Here is an 18,561-nt window from a genome sequence, read left to right as displayed (position 1 = left end):
GGTCAGCCGATGGGCGCGGTCAGCCAGGCGCGCAGGGCGTCCTCGCAGTCGGTGATCTGGGTCAGCGCCACCCGCTCGTCATCGGCGTGCGCCTTGAGCGGGTCACCGGGGCCGTAGTTGACGGCCGGGATGCCCAGGGCGGAGAACCTGGCGACGTCGGTCCAGCCGTACTTGGGGCGCGGCTCCGCGCCGACGGCCTCGAGGAACTTGAGCGCGAGGGGGGCGTCCAGGCCGGGGCGGGCGCCCTCGGCGAGGTCGACCACGGTGATGTCGAAGCCGGCGAAGAGGTCTTCCAGGTGCGCCACGGCCTCCGCGGCCGTGCGGCTGGGCGCGAACCTGTAGTTCACGTGCACCATGCACTCGTCGGGGATGACGTTGCCGGCGATGCCGCCGCTGATCCCCACGGCGTTCAGGCCCTCCCGGTAGACCAGGCCCTCCACCTCCACCTCACGCGGGGTGTAGCCGGCGAGGATGTCCAGGATCGGGGCGGCCTTGTGGATGGCGTTCTCGCCCACCCAGGCGCGGGCGGAGTGCGCCCGCTTGCCGAAGGTGCGCACCTCGATCCGCACGTTGCCGTTGCAGCCGCCCTCGACCTGGCTGTTGCTCGGTTCGCCGAGGATCGCGAAGTCGCCCTCGAACAGGTCGGGACGGTTGGCGGCCAGCCGGCCGAGCCCGTTGAGATCGGCATTGACCTCCTCGTGGTCGTACCACATCCAGGTCACGTCGACGCTGGTGTCGGCGAGCTCGGCGGCGAGTTTGAGTTGCACGGCAACGCCGGCCTTCATGTCCACGGTGCCGCGACCCCAGAGGTAGTCGACGTCGCCGTCGGTCTCGAACCGGGTGGGCAGGTTCTCGTTCAGCGGCACGGTGTCGATGTGCCCGGCGATCACCACGCGCTGAGCACGGCCCAGATTGGTGCGAGCCACGATGGTGTCGCCGTCGCGGATCACTTCCAGGTGCGCGGAGCCGGCCAGGGCGGCCTCGATCGCGTCGGCGAGCGGCGTTTCGTTGCCGGACACCGAGTCCACATCGCAGAGGGCGCGGGTCAGCTCGATCGACGAGGCAGACAGGTCGAGAGCGGGAACGGACGGGTCTATCGTTCGGTCGGAAGGCACTGTACCAATCTACGGCTACTAATCTAGAGCCATGGTCACCGCCCCTCCCCCCGCAGAACAGACAGCCGCCGCCACTCACGCCTGGGGGTATGGCCTGGCCACGATCGCCGGTGACGGCACCGTGCTGGACACCTGGTTCCCGGCGCCGAAGCTGGGTGCGCTGCCCGCCGACCGCGACCGGTGGATCGTGCCCACCGAGCTGGAAGAGGCTGCCGGCCCCGACGCCCGCCGCAACGTGCGTCTCGAGGCCGTCACCGTCGAGATCGACCTGCAGTCGCCCCCCGCGAGCACATCGGATGCCTACCTCCGCCTGCACCTGCTCTCACACCTGCTGGTCAAGCCGAACACGCTCAACCTCGACGGCATCTTCGGCCACCTGCCCAACGTCGTCTGGACCAACGCCGGCCCGGTGCTGCCCGCCGACTTCGATCGCCTGCGGCCGTCGCTCATGCGCCACGGCATCGCCGCCACGGGCCTGGACAAGTTCCCGCCGCTGCTCAACTACGTCTCCCCGGAGCGGGTGCGCATCGCCGACGCCTCCAGGGTGCGCCTGGGTGCCTACCTGTCCCCCGGCACCACCGTCATGCACGAGGGCTTCGTGAACTTCAACGCCGGCACCCTGGGCGTCTCGATGGTCGAGGGCCGCGTGTCCCAGGGTGTCGTGGTCGGTGACGGCGCCGACATCGGCGGCGGCGCATCCATCATGGGCACGCTCTCCGGCGGTGGCACCCAGCGGGTCACCATCGGGGAGCGCGCGCTGCTCGGCGCCAACTCGGGCATCGGCATCTCGATCGGTGATGACTCCGTGGTGGAGGCGGGCCTGTACGTCACCGCCGGCACCAAGGTGGTGCTGCTGGATGCCGCGCGCACGGCCGACGGCGCCCCGCGCACGGCCAAGGCCAAGGACCTCTCCGGTGTGCCGAACCTGCTCTTCCGCCGCAACTCCCTCACCGGCGCGGTCGAGGTGCTCCCCCGCACGGCCGGCATCGTGCTGAACGCCGCCCTGCACGCCTAACGACCTGCCCAAGAAAAAAGCCCCTTCCCGATGGGAAGGGGCTTTTTCGCATCCGCCGGCTTAGCGCTGCGGGTAGTCGCGGGCGACCGAACCCGTGTACAGCTGCTGCGGGCGGCCGATCTTGGTGGTCGTGTCCAGGTTCATCTCGCGCCAGTGCGCGATCCAGCCGGGCAGCCGGCCGATCGCGAACAGCACGGTGAACATGCGCGGCGGGAAGCCCATCGCCTTATAGATCACGCCGGTGTAGAAGTCGACGTTGGGGTAGAGCTTGCGCTCCTTGAAGTAGTCGTCGTTCAGTGCGATGAACTCGAGCTCCTTGGCGATGTCGAGCAGGTCGTCCTTGACGCCGAGGGCCTCGAGTACCGCGTCGGCGCTCTCCTTGACCAGCTTGGCGCGCGGGTCGTAGTTCTTGTAGACCCGGTGGCCGAAGCCCATCAGGCGCACGCCGGCTTCCTTGTTCTTGACCCGCTCGACGTACTTCTGCACGCCTTCGCCGGAGGCCTTGATCTCGTGGAGCATGGTCAGCACGGCCTCGTTGGCGCCGCCGTGCAGCGGGCCGGAGAGAGCATTGATGCCGCCGGAGACCGACGCGAACAGGTTGGCCTCGGTGGAACCGACCAGGCGCACGGCCGAGGTGGACGCGTTCTGCTCGTGGTCTTCGTGCAGCATCAGCAGACGTTCGAGTGCCTTGCTCACGACGGGGTTCACCACGTACGGCTCGGCGAGGGTGCCGAAGTTGAGCTTGATGAAGTTGTCCACGAAGCTCAGCGAGTTGTCCGGGTACAGGAACGCGTGGCCGATGCTCTTCTTGTGCGCGTATGCGGCCATCACGGGCAGCTTGGCGAGCAGCCGGATCATCGACAGTTCGACCTGTTCGGGATCCTTGGGGTCCAGGGAGTCCTGGTAGTAGGTCGACAGCGCGGAGACGCCGGCCGAGAGCACCGACATCGGGTGCGCGTTGTGCGGCAGGGCGTCGTAGAAACGGCGCAGGTCTTCGTGCAGCAGGGTGTGCCGACGGATGCGGGTGTCGAACGCGCTCAGTTCGGTTGCGCTGGGCAGTTCGCCGTAGATCAGGAGCCACGCGGTCTCGAGAAAGCTGGAATTCTGGGCGATCTGTTCGATCGGGTAGCCGCGGTATCGCAGGATCCCGTGTTCGCCGTCGATGTAGGTGATGGCTGACTTCGTTGCCGCCGTGTTCACGAATCCGGAGTCGAACGTGGTGTAGCCGGTCTGCTTGGTGAGCGTCGCGATGTCGATGCTGGACGGGCCGTCTGTGCTGCCCAGGATCGGGAACTGCGCCGTGCCCCCCGGGTAGGTCAGAGTGGCCACCTGCGGACCCGGTACGGGCCGATCGATGAACTGCGGCTCATTGGATGGTGTTCGCTGCGCGACGTCGCTCACGGCGCCTCCCTGGATTTCAAAGCCTTGCGGCTGTTGGTCTGTGGTGGTCCGCCGCAGCACGCTCGTGGTGCTTGGCAACGATAACCCGCTTACAGCCTATTCCGCCGAGGGGCATACTGTTGCATCCGCCAAGATCGACCAGAGTCCATTGGCCCTAGGTCACAGCCGATTTCGGACCGGGCGCGCCGAGCTTTCCGACCCGCAGCCGCCCGCCGACCCGACCTCGTGGCTCAGCGGGTCGGGCGGGTCAGGCCGAAGTGATAGGCCTCGTCGAGCACCTCGATCCAGGCGCCCACCCCGGCCTCGGCCGGCAACCGCACCCATTCGCGCATGGTGCGCCGTCCCATCACAACAGGCCGCCCGGTGTGCTGGGAGACCAGCTGGCGCACCCGGGATTCCGGAACCTTGGCGACGAGGTCGCCGTTGCGGCCGATGAACGCGAACACCTTCTCCTGCACCTTCACACCGTCGCCGTTGAAGATCTTTCCCCGCGTCACGGGCGGATGGGCCGGCAGCTCGGACACGAGCGCGTACAGCGCCCCGACGCTCACGCCGTAGCTGTCCTGAGGAGCGCTGTCGTCGACCGGATGCGCGGTGTCAGCCATGCCCCCAGCCTAGGCAGGCCGCCGCTGGTGTCCAGCCCCGGCAATGGAGCCGGGTCAGGACGTGACGAAAGCCCGCAGCCGGGCGGCGGCGGCGTTGATGCGCTCGTCATCGGCGGTGAGCGAGAACCGGACGTGCCGGGGATAGAAGTCGCCGTAGAACGGGCCGGGACCGGCCAGGATGCCGAGCTCGGCGAGCTGCCGGATCGAGTCCCAGGCGTCGACACCGGCGGTCGCCCAGAGGTACAGGCCGGCCTCGCTGTTCTCGATGCGGAATCCCGCGGCGACCAGCGCCGGCAGCAGCACCTCGCGGCGGGCACGGTAGCGCTCGCGCTGCACCCTCACGTGCTCGTCGTCGCCCAGCGCGGCGACCATGGCGGCCTGCAACGGGGCGGGCAGCATCAGGCCGGCGTGCTTGCGCACGGTGAGCAGACGGCCCAGCACATCGCTGCTGCCGGCGGCGAAGGCGCCCCGGTAGCCGGCCATGTTGGACTGCTTGCTCAGCGAGTAGATCGCCACGATGTTACGCGTGTCCCCGTCGGTGACGCGGGGGTCGAGGATGCTCGGGATCGGCTCCGCGTCCCACGGGGCGGCCCAGCCGAGTTCGGCGTAGCACTCGTCATTGACGATCACGGCGCCGAGTTCGCGGGCGCGGGCCACGGCGGCGCGAAGCACCTCGACGGGCAGCACCCGCCCGTCCGGGTTGCCCGGGCTGTTCAGCCAGATCAGCCGCGTCGTCTCCGGCCACTCGGCGGGATCATCGGAGGGGAACGCATCCGCCCCGGCCATGGCCGCGCCGATCGCGTAGGTGGGGTAGGCGGCGCGCGGGTGCACGACGGTGTCGCCCTCGCCGACGCCGATCATGAACGGCAGCAGCGCCACCAGTTCCTTCGAGCCGATGGTGGGCAGCACGTTCTCCTCCGCCAGCCCGGTCACACCGCGGCGACGGGCGTACCAGTCGATGATGGCGTGCTGGAGCGCCGGGGTGCCGGTGGTCTGCGGGTAGGCGTGCGCATCCGTCGCGGAGGCCAGGGCGGCCTGCACGACGGGCGGGGTGGGGTCGACCGGAGACCCGATGGAGAGATCGACGATGCCGTCGGCGTGGGCCCTGGCCAGCTGCGCGAACGGCAGCATCGCATCCCACGGGTACTCGGGAAGTGGTTTGAGCACCTTTAGTGCTGAACCTGGGGCGGGAGCACCGAGATCACCGGGTGGTCCTTGGCGATGACGCCGACCTTGGCGGCGCCGCCGGGCGAGCCGATGTCGTCGAAGAACTCGACGTTGGCCTTGTAGTAGTCGGCCCACTGTTCGGGCAGGTCGTCTTCGTAGTAGATGGCCTCGACCGGGCAGACCGGTTCGCAGGCTCCACAGTCGACACACTCGTCGGGGTGGATATAGAGGGAGCGTTCACCCTCGTAGATGCAGTCGACGGGGCATTCGTCGACGCAGGCGCGATCCTTGACGTCCACGCAGGGCAAGGCGATGACATACGTCACAGTGGCAGGATTCCCTTCACGAACAGAGTGATCAGTCTACGCCGTCGGCCGACGGGCGGGAATTCGGGGCCACGCGATGACGAGGGCGGCGAACAGCGCGGGCGCCATCGACCAGACCGTGCCTGGCACCCCGGCTGGCACCAGCACCGAGCCGCCGGTGCTGCGGAGCGACAGCAGGAACACCGTGGCGACCAGGCCGATCGCCGCGGCGAGGACCACGAGCCTGTCGTGCACAACCAGGCGTAACCCGAGCAGGAGGGTGCCGCTGGCCAGTAGTGCCAGGGTCAGGCCGACAGGGATCGTCAGGGAGCCCAGTTCGATCGTGGTCTGGTGCGCCACAGTGCCGAGAACACCGAAGAGCGCGCCGGCGAAGAGAGCCATCAGGACGGCCAGCAGCCTGGATCCGACCGTTGGCGCCTCGAGCTCGGCCGGCTGGGCGGGGCCGCTACCGCTGGCATAGGTTTCGGTGCCGGTGACGAGGGCCTCGGTGCCGTCGTCAAGACGCACCACCCGGCCGTCCAGCCGCCACCGGCCGGGATACGCGGCCAGGGCCGCCAGTTTCTGGTGAATGTGGTCGCTGACGTCGATCGCGGTGAGCCGCACGCCGGGAACCGCCGACACCCGGCTGCTGAGGAACACCGGCACACCCTGCTCGCCTGCCGCGTCGACGGCGGCCTGGCGCAGGGCCGGGTCCACGGCGGCGGCCACGACGGCGGTGGCGTGCGCTTGGGCGAAGGCCTCGCCCAGCACCGCGCGGCGCTGCGCACCCTGCGGCTCGCCCGCCAGGACCCGCCACTGTGCAGGGTCGGTCTCACCGAGTGCCGCCCGGGCGGCTGCCACATCCGCGGCACCGGCAAATGCGGTCGTCGGTGCGGATGCGTCGCTGTCGTACGGCGTCGCCGACCCGAAGAGCACGGTGACGTCGGCGCCGTCATCCAGGAGCCGGGCGATGGTGCCGCCGGTGTGCAACGATTCATCGCCGGGTGCGTCGAGCACGAAGACCACCCGTTCGCCGTTCCCGGACATAAGCATGGGTGACTCCTGAACAACGTGGACGAGCGCGGTTGGCAAGACGTGCTGCGGCACCGGGGCCGCTGACAAATCTTAGCTGGACACATCCGGCGTTCTTACGTAGAGTGGGTGGGTAAGGTAAGCCTTACCAATTGTTGGCCCCATCACCCCACCCACAACAACCGGGAAGCACTGTGCTCGCAAACTACCTGATCGGCCTGCGCGAAGGACTCGAAGCCGCGCTGATCGTGACGATCCTGATCGCCTATGTGGTCAAGATCGGCCGCCGCGACGTTCTCCCCCGGATCTGGGCGGGCGTCGGCCTCGCCGTGCTTCTCGCCCTCCTGTTGGGCGCCATCCTCACCTTCGGCACCTACGGCCTGAGCTTCGCCGCGCAGGAGACCATCGGCGGGCTGCTCTCCATCATCGCGACGGGGCTGGTGACCTGGATGGTGTTCTGGATGCTGCGCACCGCCCGCGACCTCAAGGGGCACCTGCACGGCAACATCGACAAGCACCTCACCGGCACCGGAATGGGCCTGGTTCTCGTCGCGTTCCTCGCCGTCGGCCGGGAGGGCATCGAAACGGCCCTGTTCATCTGGGCGGCCGTGCAGGCCACCGGAGCGACCACGCTTCCGCTGGTCGGGGCGAGCCTGGGCATCCTCACCGCAGTCGGCCTGGGCGCCCTGATCTACTCCGGCATGCTCAAGATCAACCTGAGCCGGTTCTTCACCTGGACCGGTGCCATCCTCATCATCGTTGCCGCCGGAGTACTCTCCTACGGGGTGCACGACCTGCAGGAGGCCGGCATCCTGCCCGGACTCAACGCCCTCGCGTTCAACGTCTCCGCCGTGATCCCCCCGGACAGCTGGTACGGCACCCTGCTCAAGGGCACCCTCAACTTCTCGCCGGCCACCACCTGGCTGGAGATGTTCGCCTGGATCGCGTACGTGGTGCCCACCCTGACCCTCTTCATTGTGAAGAGCCGGCAAGCGAAGCCGACGCCGACGCCGTCCGCCGTACTCCCCCAGACCGCACCCGCGGTTGTCACCCACTGACCCCACGCCCCGCACCGCCTCCCTTCTAAGGACCCCCATGCGAGCCCGCCTCCTCCCCCTCGTAGCCGCCTCAGCCGTCGGCCTGCTTGCCCTCACCGGTTGCGTCGCCAACGCCACCGGCAGCGACTCGGCCCAGGCCGCCCTCACCGTCGACAGCAGCGCGGATGCCTGCACGGTGTCGGCCGCCGAGGCGCCGTCCGGCAACCTCAGCTTCACGGTCACCAACTCGGGCGACCAGGTCACCGAGTTCTACCTGCTCGCCGAAGACGGCCTGCGCATCGTCGGCGAGGTCGAGAACATCGGCCCCGGCCTCAGCCGCGACCTGGTCGTGCAGCTCATGCCCGGCCGCTACGTGACCACCTGCAAGCCCGGCATGGTCGGTGCGGGCATCGACCAGAAGGCCTTCACCGTCACCGACTCCGGTACTGACGTCACGGTGGATGCCGACCTGGACGCCCGCATCGAGGTCGCCAACGCCAACTACGCCGCCTACGTGCGCGATCAGGTCGCTCAGCTCCTCACCGGCACCCAGGCCTTCGCCGACGCCTACCTGGCCAGCGACGATGACACCGCCCGCGCCCTGTACGCCCCCACCCGCGCCCACTGGGAACGCGTGGAGACCGTGGCGGAGTCTTTCGGTGACCTCGACCCGCAGCTGGACCTCCGTGAGGCCGACCTCGAGGAAGGCCAGGACTGGACCGGCTGGCACGCGATCGAGAAGGACCTCTGGCCCGCCGACGCGGAGGCCGGCTTCGCCGCGTACACGCCTGAGCAGCGCAAGAACCTGGCTACCTTGCTCGTCGCCGACACCACGACGCTGAACGAGAAGGTGCAGGATCTGGACTTCACCCTGTCCCAGCAGACCAACGGCGCGATCGGCCTGCTCGACGAGGTCGCCACCGGCAAGGTCACCGGCGAGGAAGAGTTCTGGTCGCACACCGACCTGTGGGACTTCCAGGCCAACATCGACGGTGCCAAGGTGCTCTACGCCGGGGTGCGCGACATCCTGCTCGAGGAAGACGCCGACCTGGCCGCCGACCTCGACAGCGAGTTCGCCGAGCTGCAGGAGCTGCTCGATGCCCAGCGTGTCGGCGAGGACTTCACCCTCTACACCGACCTGACGCCCGCCGAGATCAAGGCCTTCGCCGACCAGGTGAACGCCCTCGGCGAGCCGCTGAACCAGCTGACCGCAACGCTCGTGCTCTAACATGACCGACGCCACCAGCTCCGATTCCCCCACCGCAGACGGCCCAGACACCGGCGCGGGTCCGCAGGCACCCCGCGGCCTGTCCAGGCGCGGTCTATTCGGCCTGGCCGGCGTCGGGGTGGCCGGCCTCGGGCTGGGCGTCGCCGGCGACAGGGCCGCGCTGGCCGTCGCGGCGTCCTCTGCACAGACCAATGCCGGCACCGTCTACCCGTTCTATCAGGAGCACCAGGCCGGCATCGTCACACCTGCCCAGGACCGGCTGCACTTTGCCGCGTTCGACGTGGCCGACGGCACCACCCGCGCCGACCTCATCGAACTGCTGCAGGACTGGACCGTCGCGGCCGCCGCGATGACCGCTGGCCGTGATGTCGGCGACTACGGTTCGGTCAGCGGCCCGTACGACGCCCCACCGGAAGACACCGGCGAGGCCCTCGGCCTGCCGCCGGCCGGCCTGACCATCACGTTCGGGTTCGGGCCCACCCTCTTCCAGACCGCGGCCGGCGTGGATCGCTTCGGCCTGGCCGCCCGTCGACCGGCCGAGCTGGTCGATGTACCGCATTTCCCCGGCGACATGCTCGAGGAGACCAGGAGCGGCGGAGACCTCTGCATCCAGGCCTGCGCGGACGACCCCCAGGTCGCCGTGCACGCCATCCGCAACCTGTCCCGCATCGCCTTCGGGCGTGCGGCGATCCGCTGGTCCCAGCTCGGCTTCGGCCGCACCTCGTCCACGAGCACCAGCCAGGCCACCCCGCGCAACCTGTTCGGGTTCAAGGACGGCACCGCCAACATCAAGGCCGAGGAGCCGGCCGCGGTGACGGAACACCTCTGGGTGGGAGCCTCCGACGGGCCCGCGTGGCTGGCGGGCGGGTCCTATCTCGTGGCGCGGCGCATCCGGATGACCATCGAAACCTGGGACCGCACCAGCCTGCGCGAGCAGGAGACCGTGATCGGCCGCAACAAGGGCGAGGGTGCGCCGCTATCCGGCGGCACCGAGTTCACCGAACCTGATTTTGAGCTCGCCGGGCGCGCCGACCAGCCGTTGATCGACACCGCGGCGCACGTGCGGCTGGCTCATCCCAGCCAGAACGACGGTATCCGGATACTGCGCCGCGGCTACAACTTCGTGGACGGCAACGACGACCTCGGCCGCCTTGACGCCGGGCTGTTTTTCATCAGTTTCCAGCGCACCCCCGCCAGCTTCACGGCCGTGCAGCTGAATTTGGCCCGCCACGACGCCCTCAACGAGTACATCCGCCACGTCGGCTCCGCACTCTTCGCCGTCCCGCCCGGAGCAGCCAAGGGCTCCTACGTGGGCGCGCCCCTCTTCGCCTGACACCTGCGTCGGTCGAGCCTGTCGACGCCGTGCTGAGCCTGTCGAAGTGGACCCGTAGACAAAGCCGCCGGGTCTCGACAAGCTCGACCAACGACGGAGCGCGTTATCAGGCCGGGGCGACCGTGTAGAGCACGCCGTCGGGAGTGCCGGCGATGGTCACGATGTGGGTGGCGTTTTTCAAGGCAACCACGCCGACGTCGCCCACGTTGGCCGAGGCGCTGGTGTCAGGTACGAAGCCGGCATCGACGAGCTTCTGCTCGGCGTCGGCCAGCGGGTCCGCTGCGCCGGAGGCGACCGTGACGACCCAGCCCTGGTCGCCGTTGGTGGTGTTGCCGGCGCCGAACTTGATCTCGCCGTCGATCACGGGGATCTCCGCCGGCCAGCCGTCGGGCAGCGCGCCGCCGAGGCTCACGTCGCCGTCGGTGGCTCCCTGCACGGCGCCGTTCACGGCATCCTGCACCTGCGCGTCGGAGCAGCCGGCCAGCGCCGGCGCTACGGCCAGCACCGCCGCCAGGGCCAGGCCCATGCGCAGCGGCGACATCTTCGTCTTCAATCCAGGGGTCATGGGGTCCTCACGGTGCGGGGCTCCCGCTTGAGCGGGAACGACTGACAAAAAAACGCAGGCACCCCGCGCCGGAAAACCGGAACAGGATGCCTGCGGTCAGATCAAGCTGCGAACTAGTTCGCGTCCTGCTTCTTCAGACGCGACACGTTGCGCTGACGAGCGGATGCGGCGAGCTCCACCTTGCGGATACGAACGACGGCGGGGGTGACCTCGACGCACTCGTCTTCGCGGGCGAATTCCAGGCACTGCTCGAGGGTGAGCTGCTTGGACGGCGTCATCGACTCGAAGGTGTCTGACGTGGACTGACGCATGTTGGTCAGTTTCTTTTCCTTGGTGATGTTGACGTCCATGTCGTCGCCGCGCGAGTTCTCGCCGATGACCATGCCCTCGTAGACCTCTTCGGTCGGGTTGACGAAGAACTGCATGCGCTCCTGCAGGGCGATGATGGCGAACGGCGTCACAACACCGGCACGGTCGGCGACGATCGAGCCGTTGGTGCGGGTGTTGATGGTGCCGGCCCAGGCCTCGTAGCCGTGGAAGATCGCGTTGGCGATACCGGTACCGCGGGTGTCCGTCAGGAACTCGGTGCGGAAACCGATCAGGCCGCGCGACGGAACGATGAATTCCATGCGGACCCAGCCGGTGCCGTGGTTCGCCATGTTCTCCATGCGACCCTTACGGGCGGCGAGGAGCTGGGTGATCGCACCGAGGTACTCTTCGGGCGAGTCGATGGTGAGGTGCTCGTACGGCTCGTGGATCTTGCCGTCGACGCGCTTGACGACCACCTGCGGCTTGCCGACGGTGAGCTCAAAGCCTTCACGACGCATCTGCTCGACCAGGATGGCGAGAGCGAGCTCGCCACGGCCCTGGACTTCCCAGGCGTCCGGACGGCCGATGTCGAGAACTCGGAGCGAGACGTTACCGACGAGCTCCTTGTCGAGACGGTCCTTGACCATGCGGGCGGTGAGCTTGTGGCCCTTGACCTTGCCGATGAGCGGCGAGGTGTTGGTGCCGATGGTCATCGAGATGGCGGGGTCGTCGACCGTGATGGTCGGCAGCGGGCGCACGTCATCGGGGTCGGCGAGGGTCTCACCGATGGTGATGTCGGGGAAACCGGCGACGGCGACGATGTCACCGGGGCCGGCGCTCTCGGCCGGGTACCGGTCAAGTGCCTTGGTGATCATGAGCTCGGTCACGCGCACGTTGGAAACGGTGCCGTCGTGCTTGACCCAGGCCACGGTCTGGCCCTTCTTGATGGTGCCCTGGAAAACGCGCAGCAGCGCGAGGCGGCCGAGGAACGGCGAGGAGTCGAGGTTGGTGACCCAGGCCTGCAGCGGGTGCTCATCGTCGTAGACGGGAGCGGGGATGTGCTGGAGGATCGCTTCGAAGAGCGGCTCGAGGTCGTCGTTGTCGGGCAGTGAGCCGTTCTCCGGCTTGGTGAGGCTGGCGGCACCGGCACGGCCGGACGCGTAGACGACGGGAACGTTGAGGACCAGGTCGAGGTCCAGGTCGGGCACGTCGTCGGCCATGTCGGAAGCGAGGCCGAGGAGCAGGTCCTGGCTCTCTTCGACGACCTCATCGATACGGGCGTCGGGACGGTCGGTCTTGTTGACCAGGAGGATCACGGGCAGGTGCGCCTCAAGTGCCTTCCGGAGCACGAAGCGGGTCTGCGGCAGCGGGCCCTCGGAAGCGTCGACGAGGAGCACAACACCGTCGACCATGGACAGGCCGCGCTCGACCTCGCCACCGAAGTCGGCGTGGCCGGGGGTGTCGATGACGTTGATGGTGATGGGGCCGTCAGTGGCGTGGATGCCCTTGTACGAGATCGCCGTGTTCTTGGCGAGGATGGTGATGCCCTTTTCGCGCTCGAGCTCGTTGGAGTCCATCGCACGCTCTTCGGTGTGCGAGTGCTCGGCGAACGAGTTCGTCTGCTGCAGCATCGCGTCGACCAGCGTCGTCTTGCCGTGGTCAACGTGGGCAACGATTGCAACATTCCGGAGGTTATTGCGGGTAGCAATCGCCATAAAAATAGATCCTTACGAAGAATGGATGCCGCGTAAAATCACGTGCGGCGCAGAGTGGATGAGTGGGATCTCTATGGACCCAAGGGTCTATCGTACCGTATTCGGCCCGTCTCGCGTCGGGCGAGTATCGATCGCTCCTATATACAGTGCGTTCCCGGCACCTGAACAGCCGGCAAACGCTCCCCACCCCCAGATGACGACTGCCCCCCGGCGCAGGCCGGGGGGCAGTCATTTCACACGCGGCTCCTAGCGGCCGAACTGGAAGTTACCGCCGGGAATGGCGGCCAGCAGCTCCTGCGTGTATGCCTGCTGCGGGTTGTCGAACACGTCGTCAGTCGACGCGGCCTCCACGATCCGGCCCTTCTGCATCACGCACACGTTGTCGGCGACGAGGCGCACCACGGCGAGGTCGTGGGTGATGAACAGGTAGGTCAGGCCCAACTCGGTCTGCAGCTCGGTGAGCAGGTTCAGCACCTGCCCCTGCACGAGAACGTCGAGTGCCGACACGGCCTCGTCGAGCACGAGCACGTCGGGCTTGAGCGCGAGCGCTCGCGCAATGGCGATGCGCTGGCGCTGACCGCCGGAGAGTTCACTCGGGTACCGGAATCGCGACGACCACGGCAGCGAGACCTGGTCGAGGAGTTCCTTGACCCGCTCCTGTCGTTCTTTCGCAGTTCCGACGCCGTGCGCTAGCAGCGGCTCCGCGATGGTGTTGCCCACGCTGTACTGCGGGTCGAGGGACCCGTACGGGTCCTGGAAGACCGGCTGCACGCGGCGGCGGAACTTGAGCAGTTCCTTGCCCTTGAGCCCGGCGACGTCCTGACCGTCGAACTCGATCGAGCCGCTGGTGATGCTCTCCAGCTGCAGCACGAGCTTGGCGACTGTGGACTTGCCCGAGCCGGACTCGCCGACGAGGGCCGTGGTGGTGCCCTTCTGAATGCCGAAGGTGACGCCGTCGACGGCCTTGAGCTCCTCGCTGCGCAGACCCTTCTTGCGGATCCGGTACACCTTGGAGATGTTGTCGATCGAGATCAGGTCCTTCACGGGAGCGAGGCTCTCGCGCTCGGCAGCCCTGGCGACCAGGGTGTCGTCCAGGGAACCGCCGCCGTAGATCCCGGAGTCGCCGACGGACGCGTGCTTGGCCGACTGGATACGCCGGGAGGCCAGGCTCGGTGCCGCAGACACGAGCCGCTGCGTGTATGGGTGCTGCGGGTTCGCCAGGATCTCCTGCGAGGGACCGGACTCGACGATCTTTCCCTTGTACATCACCACGAGCTGTTCGGCGCGCTCCGCGGCCAGGCCCAGGTCGTGCGTGATGAACAACACGCTGGTGCCGTAGTCGCGGGTCAGGGTTCCCAGGTGGTCCAGGATCTGACGCTGCACGGTGACGTCGAGCGCCGAGGTGGGCTCGTCGGCGATGAGCAGCTTCGGCCGGGCGGACAGGCCGATGCCGATCAGCACGCGCTGGCGCATGCCGCCGGAGAACTGGTGCGGGTACTGCTTGAGTCGGTCCGCAGCGTCGCTGAGTCCGGCTTCCTGCAGCACCTGGATGGTGCGGGCGCGCGCTTCCTTGCCTTGAGCGAGTCCGTTGGCCTTGATGGCCTCCTCAACCTGGAAACCGATGTTCCACACCGGGTTGAGGTTGGACATCGGGTCCTGGGGTACGTAACCGATCAGGTTTCCGCGCACCGCCTGGATGTCTTTGGGGCTGAGCTTGGTGAGGTCACGGCCCTCGAAGAGCACCTGGCCGCCGGTGATCTTGCCCGCGCCGGGGAGCAGGTCGATGATCGCCTGCGCCGTGGTGGTCTTGCCGGAGCCCGACTCCCCGACGATGGCCAGCGTCTGGCCGGAGTACAGGGTGATGTCCACGCCGCGCACGGCAGGAACGAGGCCGCGCTGGGTCTGGAAACCGACCTCGAGGTTGCGAATCTGCAGCAGGGGCTGCTCGTCGCTCTCGACGCCCCCTGGGTTGGTGTCTGTCAGTGTCTGGCTCATCGAAGCGCCCTCGCCTTCGGGTCAAGCGCGTCGCGCAGAATGTCGCCGAGCATCAGGAACGCGAGCACCGTGATGGACAGGGCGGCCGCGGGGTACAGGAGCACCTGCGGGTTGGTGACAAGGGATGTCTGGGCCTGGCTGATGTCATTACCCCAAGACATCACGCTGGTCGGCAGGCCGATGCCCAGGAACGACAGGGTCGATTCGGCGACGATGAACGTGCCGAGTGACACCGTGGCGATCACGATGACCGGGGCGATCGAGTTGGGGATCACGTGGCGCAGCAGAATCCGGAACTTCGACACACCGAGAGCTGTCGAGGCCATCACGTAGTCGGAGTTCGTGGCCGACAGCACCGCACCGCGCATGATGCGGGCGATCTGGGGCCAGGCGAAGATCGACAGCACGAAGGCCACCGAGGTGGGCGTCGCGGCCGGAAGCACCGACATCAGCACGATGGCGCCGAGGATGGTGGGGATGGCGAAGAAGATGTCGCCGACGCGGGAGACGATTGCGTCGAGCCAGCCGCCGTAGTATCCCGCGAGGGAGCCGAGGATGACTCCCATGAGGGTGACGAGTCCGGTGGCCAGGAGGCCGACGGTGACCGAGGCCCGGGTGCCGAAGATGGTGCGCGCGTACACGTCGCAGCCCTGCCGGGTGAACCCGAACGGGTGACCGGCTTCTGGACCGCCGTTGCTGTTCGCCAGCTGGCAGTCGAGGTTCGGCGACACCGAGGTGAACAGTCCTGGGAACAGTGCGACAAGGGCGATGATCAGGATCAGCACTGAGGAGATCCAGAACATCGGCCGGCGGCGCATCGAGTCCCAGGCATCCGCCCAGGTGCTGCGAGCCTTCTGCGACTCGTCGAGACGGTCAATCGGGGCTACCGGGGTGTCTTCCAGCTCCGCGACGAAGTGGGCCTGGCCACTCTTATTTGGCATAACGAATCCTTGGGTCCAGAGCTGCGTACAGCAGGTCGACGAGCAGGTTGGCGAGAACGAAGATGACCACCATGACGGCGATGAATGACACCACTGTGGTGCTCTCGCCGAGGACGATCGCCTTGTACACGGTGCCACCGACGCCGTTGATGTTGAAGATTCCCTCGGTGATGATCGCACCGACCATAAGCGAACCGAGGTCGACACCCAGGAACGTCACGACGGGAACGAGGGAGTTGCGCAGCACGTGCACCGTGACCACGCGGCGCCTGGAGAGGCCCTTCGCGGTGGCGGTGCGAACGAAGTCGGCGTTGAGGTTGTCGGCGACGCTGGCGCGGGTGAGGCGCACGATATAGGCGAAGGACACACTGGCCAGAACCAGGGCGGGGAGGATGAGTTCGCCCCACGGAGCCTCACTGCTCACTGTGGTTCTGAACCAACCTAATTGCACGCCGAAAATGAGCCTGAACAGGAAGCCGAGTACGAAGGTCGGCACGCTGATCAGGAGCAGGCTCACCACGAGGGCGCTGGCGTCGAACCACTTGCCCTTGCGCAGGCCCGCGACGAGTCCGACGAGGATGCCGGCGAAGGCTTCGAAGACGAGGGCCAACATGGCCAGGCGGAAGGTGATCGGGAACGCCCCGGCCATCACGTCGCTGACCGGTCGTCCGGAGTAGGTGGTGCCCAGGTCGCCCTGGAAGAAGTTGCCGATGTAGATCAGGTACTGCTGCAGCAGCGGCTTGTCCAGGTTGTACTGGGCTCGGATCTGTTCGATCACGCCGGGTGCCGGCGGACGGTCGCCGTACAGCGCCGCGATCGGGTCGCCCGGTAGGGAGAAGACCATGAAATAGATCAAGAATGTCGCCCCGAAGAAGACGGGGATCATTTGGAGGACGCGCCTGCCTGTGTACCACAGCATCAGGTGAGCTCCGAGAATCTTTTATGCATGAGGATCGCAATCACTGAATGAGTCTAGTCAGTGCAATGTCCGGGGCTTGACGCCCCGGACATTGCACTGCGGGTGGAACTAGGAATTAACCCTTGGTGATCTGGTAGTAAAGCGGGACGGAATCCCAGCCGAACACCACGTCGCTGACGGTGTCAGCCCAAACGCCGTTGACGTTGGAGTACCACAGCGGGATGGACGGCAGGTCCTTCAGCAGAACCTCCTGTGCAGCCTGGTACTTGGCGGTTGCGTCCTCGACGGTTTCAGCCGCGGCGCCTTCCTTGAGGAGGGAGTCGAACTCTTCGCTCGAGTAGTCCTCGTAGTTCGAGCCGGCACCGGTCTGGTACAGCGGAGCGAGGAAGTTGTACATCGACGGGTAGTCGCCCTGCCAGCCGGCGCGGGTTCCACCGGTCAGTGCGTCGTTCGAGCGGTCTTCGAGTGCTGCGGCGAAGGTCGGGTACGGCTTGCCGGTCGCGGAGATGCCCAGCGTGTTGACGACGCTGTTGATCACGGCGTCGACCCAGGCCTGGTGGCCACCGTCGGAGTTGTAGGCGATGTCGAACGTGGAGTCGCCGTACGGTGCGATGGCGTCAGCCTTGGCCCACAGCTTGACGGCCTCTTCCGGGTTGTATTCGAGAACTTCGGCGCCTTCGAGCTGGTCGGAGTAGCCGTCGATGACGGGAGAGGTGAAGTCGGTTGCCGGGGTACGGGTGCCCTGGAAGATGACGTCGGTGATTTCCTCGCGGTTGATCGACATCGAGATCGCTGCACGACGCAGCTTGCCCTCTTCGCCGCTCCAGTGCTCGAGGTAGTACGGCATGTTGAAGCCCTGGAAGATGGCTGCAGCCTGGTTCACCGAACGCTCGCCGAATTCGGCCTCGTAGGTTTCGAACGCGGAGTCCGGAACAGCGTCCAGCACGTCGAGGTTGCCGCCCTGTACGTCCGCGTACGCGGCGTCCTGGGTGGAGTAGAACTTGATCTCGAGTCCACCGTTGACGGGCTTGCGCACGCCTTCGTAACCGGGGTTGGTCACGAGGCTGATCTTCTCCTCGTGAACCCAGGCACCCTCGCCATCGAGCATGTACGGGCCGTTGCCGATCGGGTTTTCACCGAAGGCGGCCATGTCGTCGTACGCGGCGGACGGCAGCGGCATGAAGGCCGTGTAGCCGAGGCGCAGCGGCCAGTCGGCCTCGGGCGAAGCGAGCTCAACCGTGAAGGTCGTGTCGTCGACGACCTTCAGGCCGGTCAGTTCGGAGTCAACCTCGTAGTCGAAGCCCACGATGTCGTCGAAGAAGTAGGAGGCGCTCTGGGCGTTGCTGAAGAGCGCGCCGTAGTTCCAGGCATCCACGAAGGACGAAGCCGTGACGGGTTCGTCGTTGGTGAAGGTCCAGCCCTCTTCCAGCGTGACGGTCCAGTTGGTAGCGTCGTCAGACTCGATCGACTTGGCGACCTCGTTCTCGATCTCGCCGTCAGCGTTGTACGAGACCAGGCCCGCGAAGATCGACGTGGCGATCTTGCCGCCGCCGGTCTCGGTGGTGTTGGTCGGGATCAACGGGTTCTGCGGCTCGCTGCCATTGGTGCTGACAACTGCGGACGCGTCGCCGGCCGAAGTGGCCTCTTCGTCGTTGGATGTCGCGCAACCCGAAAGCGCCAGAGCGCTCACCGAAATGAGCGCGAGGGCGCTGAGGCCCATGCGGGATCTCTTCAAAATTCCTCCTGTGCAAAGGTGAAGGCGCCGCCGTGGCCGAAGCCCGTAGCAGCGCGCTAGTTATCAAAACCCTAGGTACGTCAGGCGCCGGGAGCAAAACCTGACGGTAAACGTTACACAGCAGTAATGAAAGACGCACGATTC

16 protein-coding genes are annotated in these 18,561 nt (G+C 67.1%); 4 read left to right on the top strand and 12 right to left on the bottom strand.

Annotated features, from left to right (window positions below):
• Positions 1 to 2: 2 nt before the first annotated feature.
• Positions 3 to 1,115: a succinyl-diaminopimelate desuccinylase gene (gene dapE, locus B7495_RS05120; protein ID WP_088455625.1), complete on the bottom strand. Its 1,113-nt coding sequence runs from the start codon at positions 1,113 to 1,115 to the stop codon at positions 3 to 5.
• Positions 1,116 to 1,146: 31 nt separating this feature from the next.
• On the opposite strand from dapE, the gene dapD reads away from it, so the two are divergent.
• Positions 1,147 to 2,130, top strand: a complete 984-nt coding sequence (dapD, locus tag B7495_RS05115) for a 2,3,4,5-tetrahydropyridine-2,6-dicarboxylate N-succinyltransferase (protein ID WP_088455624.1) — start codon at positions 1,147 to 1,149, stop codon at positions 2,128 to 2,130.
• 60 nt (positions 2,131 to 2,190) lie between these two features.
• Here the strand turns inward: dapD and B7495_RS05110 are convergent, their stop codons facing one another.
• The 5 genes from B7495_RS05110 to B7495_RS05090 all read right to left on the bottom strand — a co-directional run bounded on the left by B7495_RS05110 (position 2,191) and on the right by B7495_RS05090 (position 6,661).
• The gene (locus tag B7495_RS05110) at positions 2,191 to 3,486 is read right to left on the bottom strand and encodes a citrate synthase (RefSeq protein ID WP_198414983.1); all 1,296 of its coding nucleotides are present in this window, start codon (positions 3,484 to 3,486) and stop codon (positions 2,191 to 2,193) included.
• Between the two features lie 275 nt (positions 3,487 to 3,761).
• On the bottom strand, positions 3,762 to 4,136 hold the full coding sequence (locus tag B7495_RS05105) for a hypothetical protein (RefSeq protein WP_088455623.1): 375 nt from the start codon (positions 4,134 to 4,136) through the stop codon (positions 3,762 to 3,764).
• A 54-nt stretch (positions 4,137 to 4,190) separates the two neighbouring features.
• The gene (gene dapC, locus B7495_RS05100) at positions 4,191 to 5,303 is read right to left on the bottom strand and encodes a succinyldiaminopimelate transaminase (RefSeq protein ID WP_088455622.1); all 1,113 of its coding nucleotides are present in this window, start codon (positions 5,301 to 5,303) and stop codon (positions 4,191 to 4,193) included.
• Positions 5,304 to 5,305: 2 nt separating this feature from the next.
• Positions 5,306 to 5,629 (bottom strand): ferredoxin, encoded by a 324-nt coding sequence (fdxA, locus tag B7495_RS19225; RefSeq protein ID WP_066594116.1) that lies wholly within the window; start codon positions 5,627 to 5,629, stop codon positions 5,306 to 5,308.
• A 36-nt stretch (positions 5,630 to 5,665) separates the two neighbouring features.
• Complete coding sequence (locus B7495_RS05090) at positions 5,666 to 6,661, bottom strand: hypothetical protein (protein ID WP_151199533.1); 996 nt, start codon at positions 6,659 to 6,661, stop codon at positions 5,666 to 5,668.
• A 173-nt stretch (positions 6,662 to 6,834) separates the two neighbouring features.
• Here B7495_RS05090 and efeU point away from each other — a divergent pair, with 173 nt between their 5' ends.
• The 3 genes from efeU to efeB are packed head-to-tail and all read left to right on the top strand — an operon-like array spanning position 6,835 to position 10,238.
• Positions 6,835 to 7,698, top strand: a complete 864-nt coding sequence (gene efeU, locus B7495_RS05085) for an iron uptake transporter permease EfeU (protein ID WP_088455620.1) — start codon at positions 6,835 to 6,837, stop codon at positions 7,696 to 7,698.
• A gap of 37 nt (positions 7,699 to 7,735) precedes the next feature.
• Entirely contained in the window at positions 7,736 to 8,905 is a 1,170-nt protein-coding gene (gene efeO / locus B7495_RS05080) for an iron uptake system protein EfeO (protein WP_088455619.1), read from the top strand.
• A 1-nt stretch (position 8,906) separates the two neighbouring features.
• Positions 8,907 to 10,238: an iron uptake transporter deferrochelatase/peroxidase subunit gene (gene efeB, locus B7495_RS05075; RefSeq protein WP_088455618.1), complete on the top strand. Its 1,332-nt coding sequence runs from the start codon at positions 8,907 to 8,909 to the stop codon at positions 10,236 to 10,238.
• A gap of 106 nt (positions 10,239 to 10,344) precedes the next feature.
• On the opposite strand, the gene B7495_RS05070 is transcribed toward efeB, so the two are convergent.
• The 6 genes from B7495_RS05070 to B7495_RS05045 all read right to left on the bottom strand — a co-directional run bounded on the left by B7495_RS05070 (position 10,345) and on the right by B7495_RS05045 (position 18,402).
• On the bottom strand, positions 10,345 to 10,803 hold the full coding sequence (locus B7495_RS05070; protein WP_134409524.1) for a hypothetical protein: 459 nt from the start codon (positions 10,801 to 10,803) through the stop codon (positions 10,345 to 10,347).
• A gap of 113 nt (positions 10,804 to 10,916) precedes the next feature.
• A complete protein-coding gene (typA, locus tag B7495_RS05065; protein ID WP_088455616.1) occupies positions 10,917 to 12,827 on the bottom strand; it encodes a translational GTPase TypA in 1,911 nt (636 codons plus the stop codon).
• Positions 12,828 to 13,073: 246 nt separating this feature from the next.
• Complete coding sequence (locus B7495_RS05060) at positions 13,074 to 14,822, bottom strand: ABC transporter ATP-binding protein (protein ID WP_088455615.1); 1,749 nt, start codon at positions 14,820 to 14,822, stop codon at positions 13,074 to 13,076.
• On the bottom strand, positions 14,819 to 15,763 hold the full coding sequence (locus B7495_RS05055; RefSeq protein ID WP_088455614.1) for an ABC transporter permease: 945 nt from the start codon (positions 15,761 to 15,763) through the stop codon (positions 14,819 to 14,821). The genes B7495_RS05060 and B7495_RS05055 overlap by 4 nt, the downstream gene beginning before the upstream one ends.
• Positions 15,753 to 16,682, bottom strand: a complete 930-nt coding sequence (locus tag B7495_RS05050) for an ABC transporter permease (protein WP_088455613.1) — start codon at positions 16,680 to 16,682, stop codon at positions 15,753 to 15,755. The genes B7495_RS05055 and B7495_RS05050 overlap by 11 nt, the downstream gene beginning before the upstream one ends.
• A gap of 115 nt (positions 16,683 to 16,797) precedes the next feature.
• Positions 16,798 to 18,402 carry an ABC transporter substrate-binding protein gene (locus B7495_RS05045; protein WP_240632409.1) on the bottom strand — a complete coding sequence of 535 codons (1,605 nt, stop codon included), beginning with the start codon at positions 18,400 to 18,402 and terminating at the stop codon, positions 16,798 to 16,800.
• Between the last annotated feature and the right edge of the window lie 159 nt (positions 18,403 to 18,561).

The organism is Cryobacterium sp. LW097 (assembly GCF_002205495.2).
Classification (GTDB): Bacteria; Actinomycetota; Actinomycetes; order Actinomycetales; family Microbacteriaceae; genus Cryobacterium; species Cryobacterium zongtaii.
This window is presented reverse-complemented; position numbering and strand designations above follow the sequence as displayed.

What these genes read in the sequence shown, in the direction of transcription:
- dapD (WP_088455624.1), top strand. Translation starts at nt 1,147, where the DNA reads ATGGTCACCGCCCCTCCCCCCGCAGAACAGACAGCCGCCGCCACTCAC.
- B7495_RS05105 (WP_088455623.1), bottom strand. Translation starts at nt 4,136, where the DNA reads ATGGCTGACACCGCGCATCCGGTCGACGACAGCGCTCCTCAGGACAGC.
- B7495_RS05090 (WP_151199533.1), bottom strand. Translation starts at nt 6,661, where the DNA reads ATGCTTATGTCCGGGAACGGCGAACGGGTGGTCTTCGTGCTCGACGCA.
- efeO (WP_088455619.1), top strand. Translation starts at nt 7,736, where the DNA reads ATGCGAGCCCGCCTCCTCCCCCTCGTAGCCGCCTCAGCCGTCGGCCTG.
- efeB (WP_088455618.1), top strand. Translation starts at nt 8,907, where the DNA reads ATGACCGACGCCACCAGCTCCGATTCCCCCACCGCAGACGGCCCAGAC.
- B7495_RS05070 (WP_134409524.1), bottom strand. Translation starts at nt 10,803, where the DNA reads ATGACCCCTGGATTGAAGACGAAGATGTCGCCGCTGCGCATGGGCCTG.
- typA (WP_088455616.1), bottom strand. Translation starts at nt 12,827, where the DNA reads ATGGCGATTGCTACCCGCAATAACCTCCGGAATGTTGCAATCGTTGCC.
- B7495_RS05060 (WP_088455615.1), bottom strand. Translation starts at nt 14,822, where the DNA reads ATGAGCCAGACACTGACAGACACCAACCCAGGGGGCGTCGAGAGCGAC.
- B7495_RS05055 (WP_088455614.1), bottom strand. Translation starts at nt 15,763, where the DNA reads ATGCCAAATAAGAGTGGCCAGGCCCACTTCGTCGCGGAGCTGGAAGAC.
- B7495_RS05050 (WP_088455613.1), bottom strand. Translation starts at nt 16,682, where the DNA reads ATGCTGTGGTACACAGGCAGGCGCGTCCTCCAAATGATCCCCGTCTTC.
- B7495_RS05045 (WP_240632409.1), bottom strand. Translation starts at nt 18,402, where the DNA reads ATGGGCCTCAGCGCCCTCGCGCTCATTTCGGTGAGCGCTCTGGCGCTT.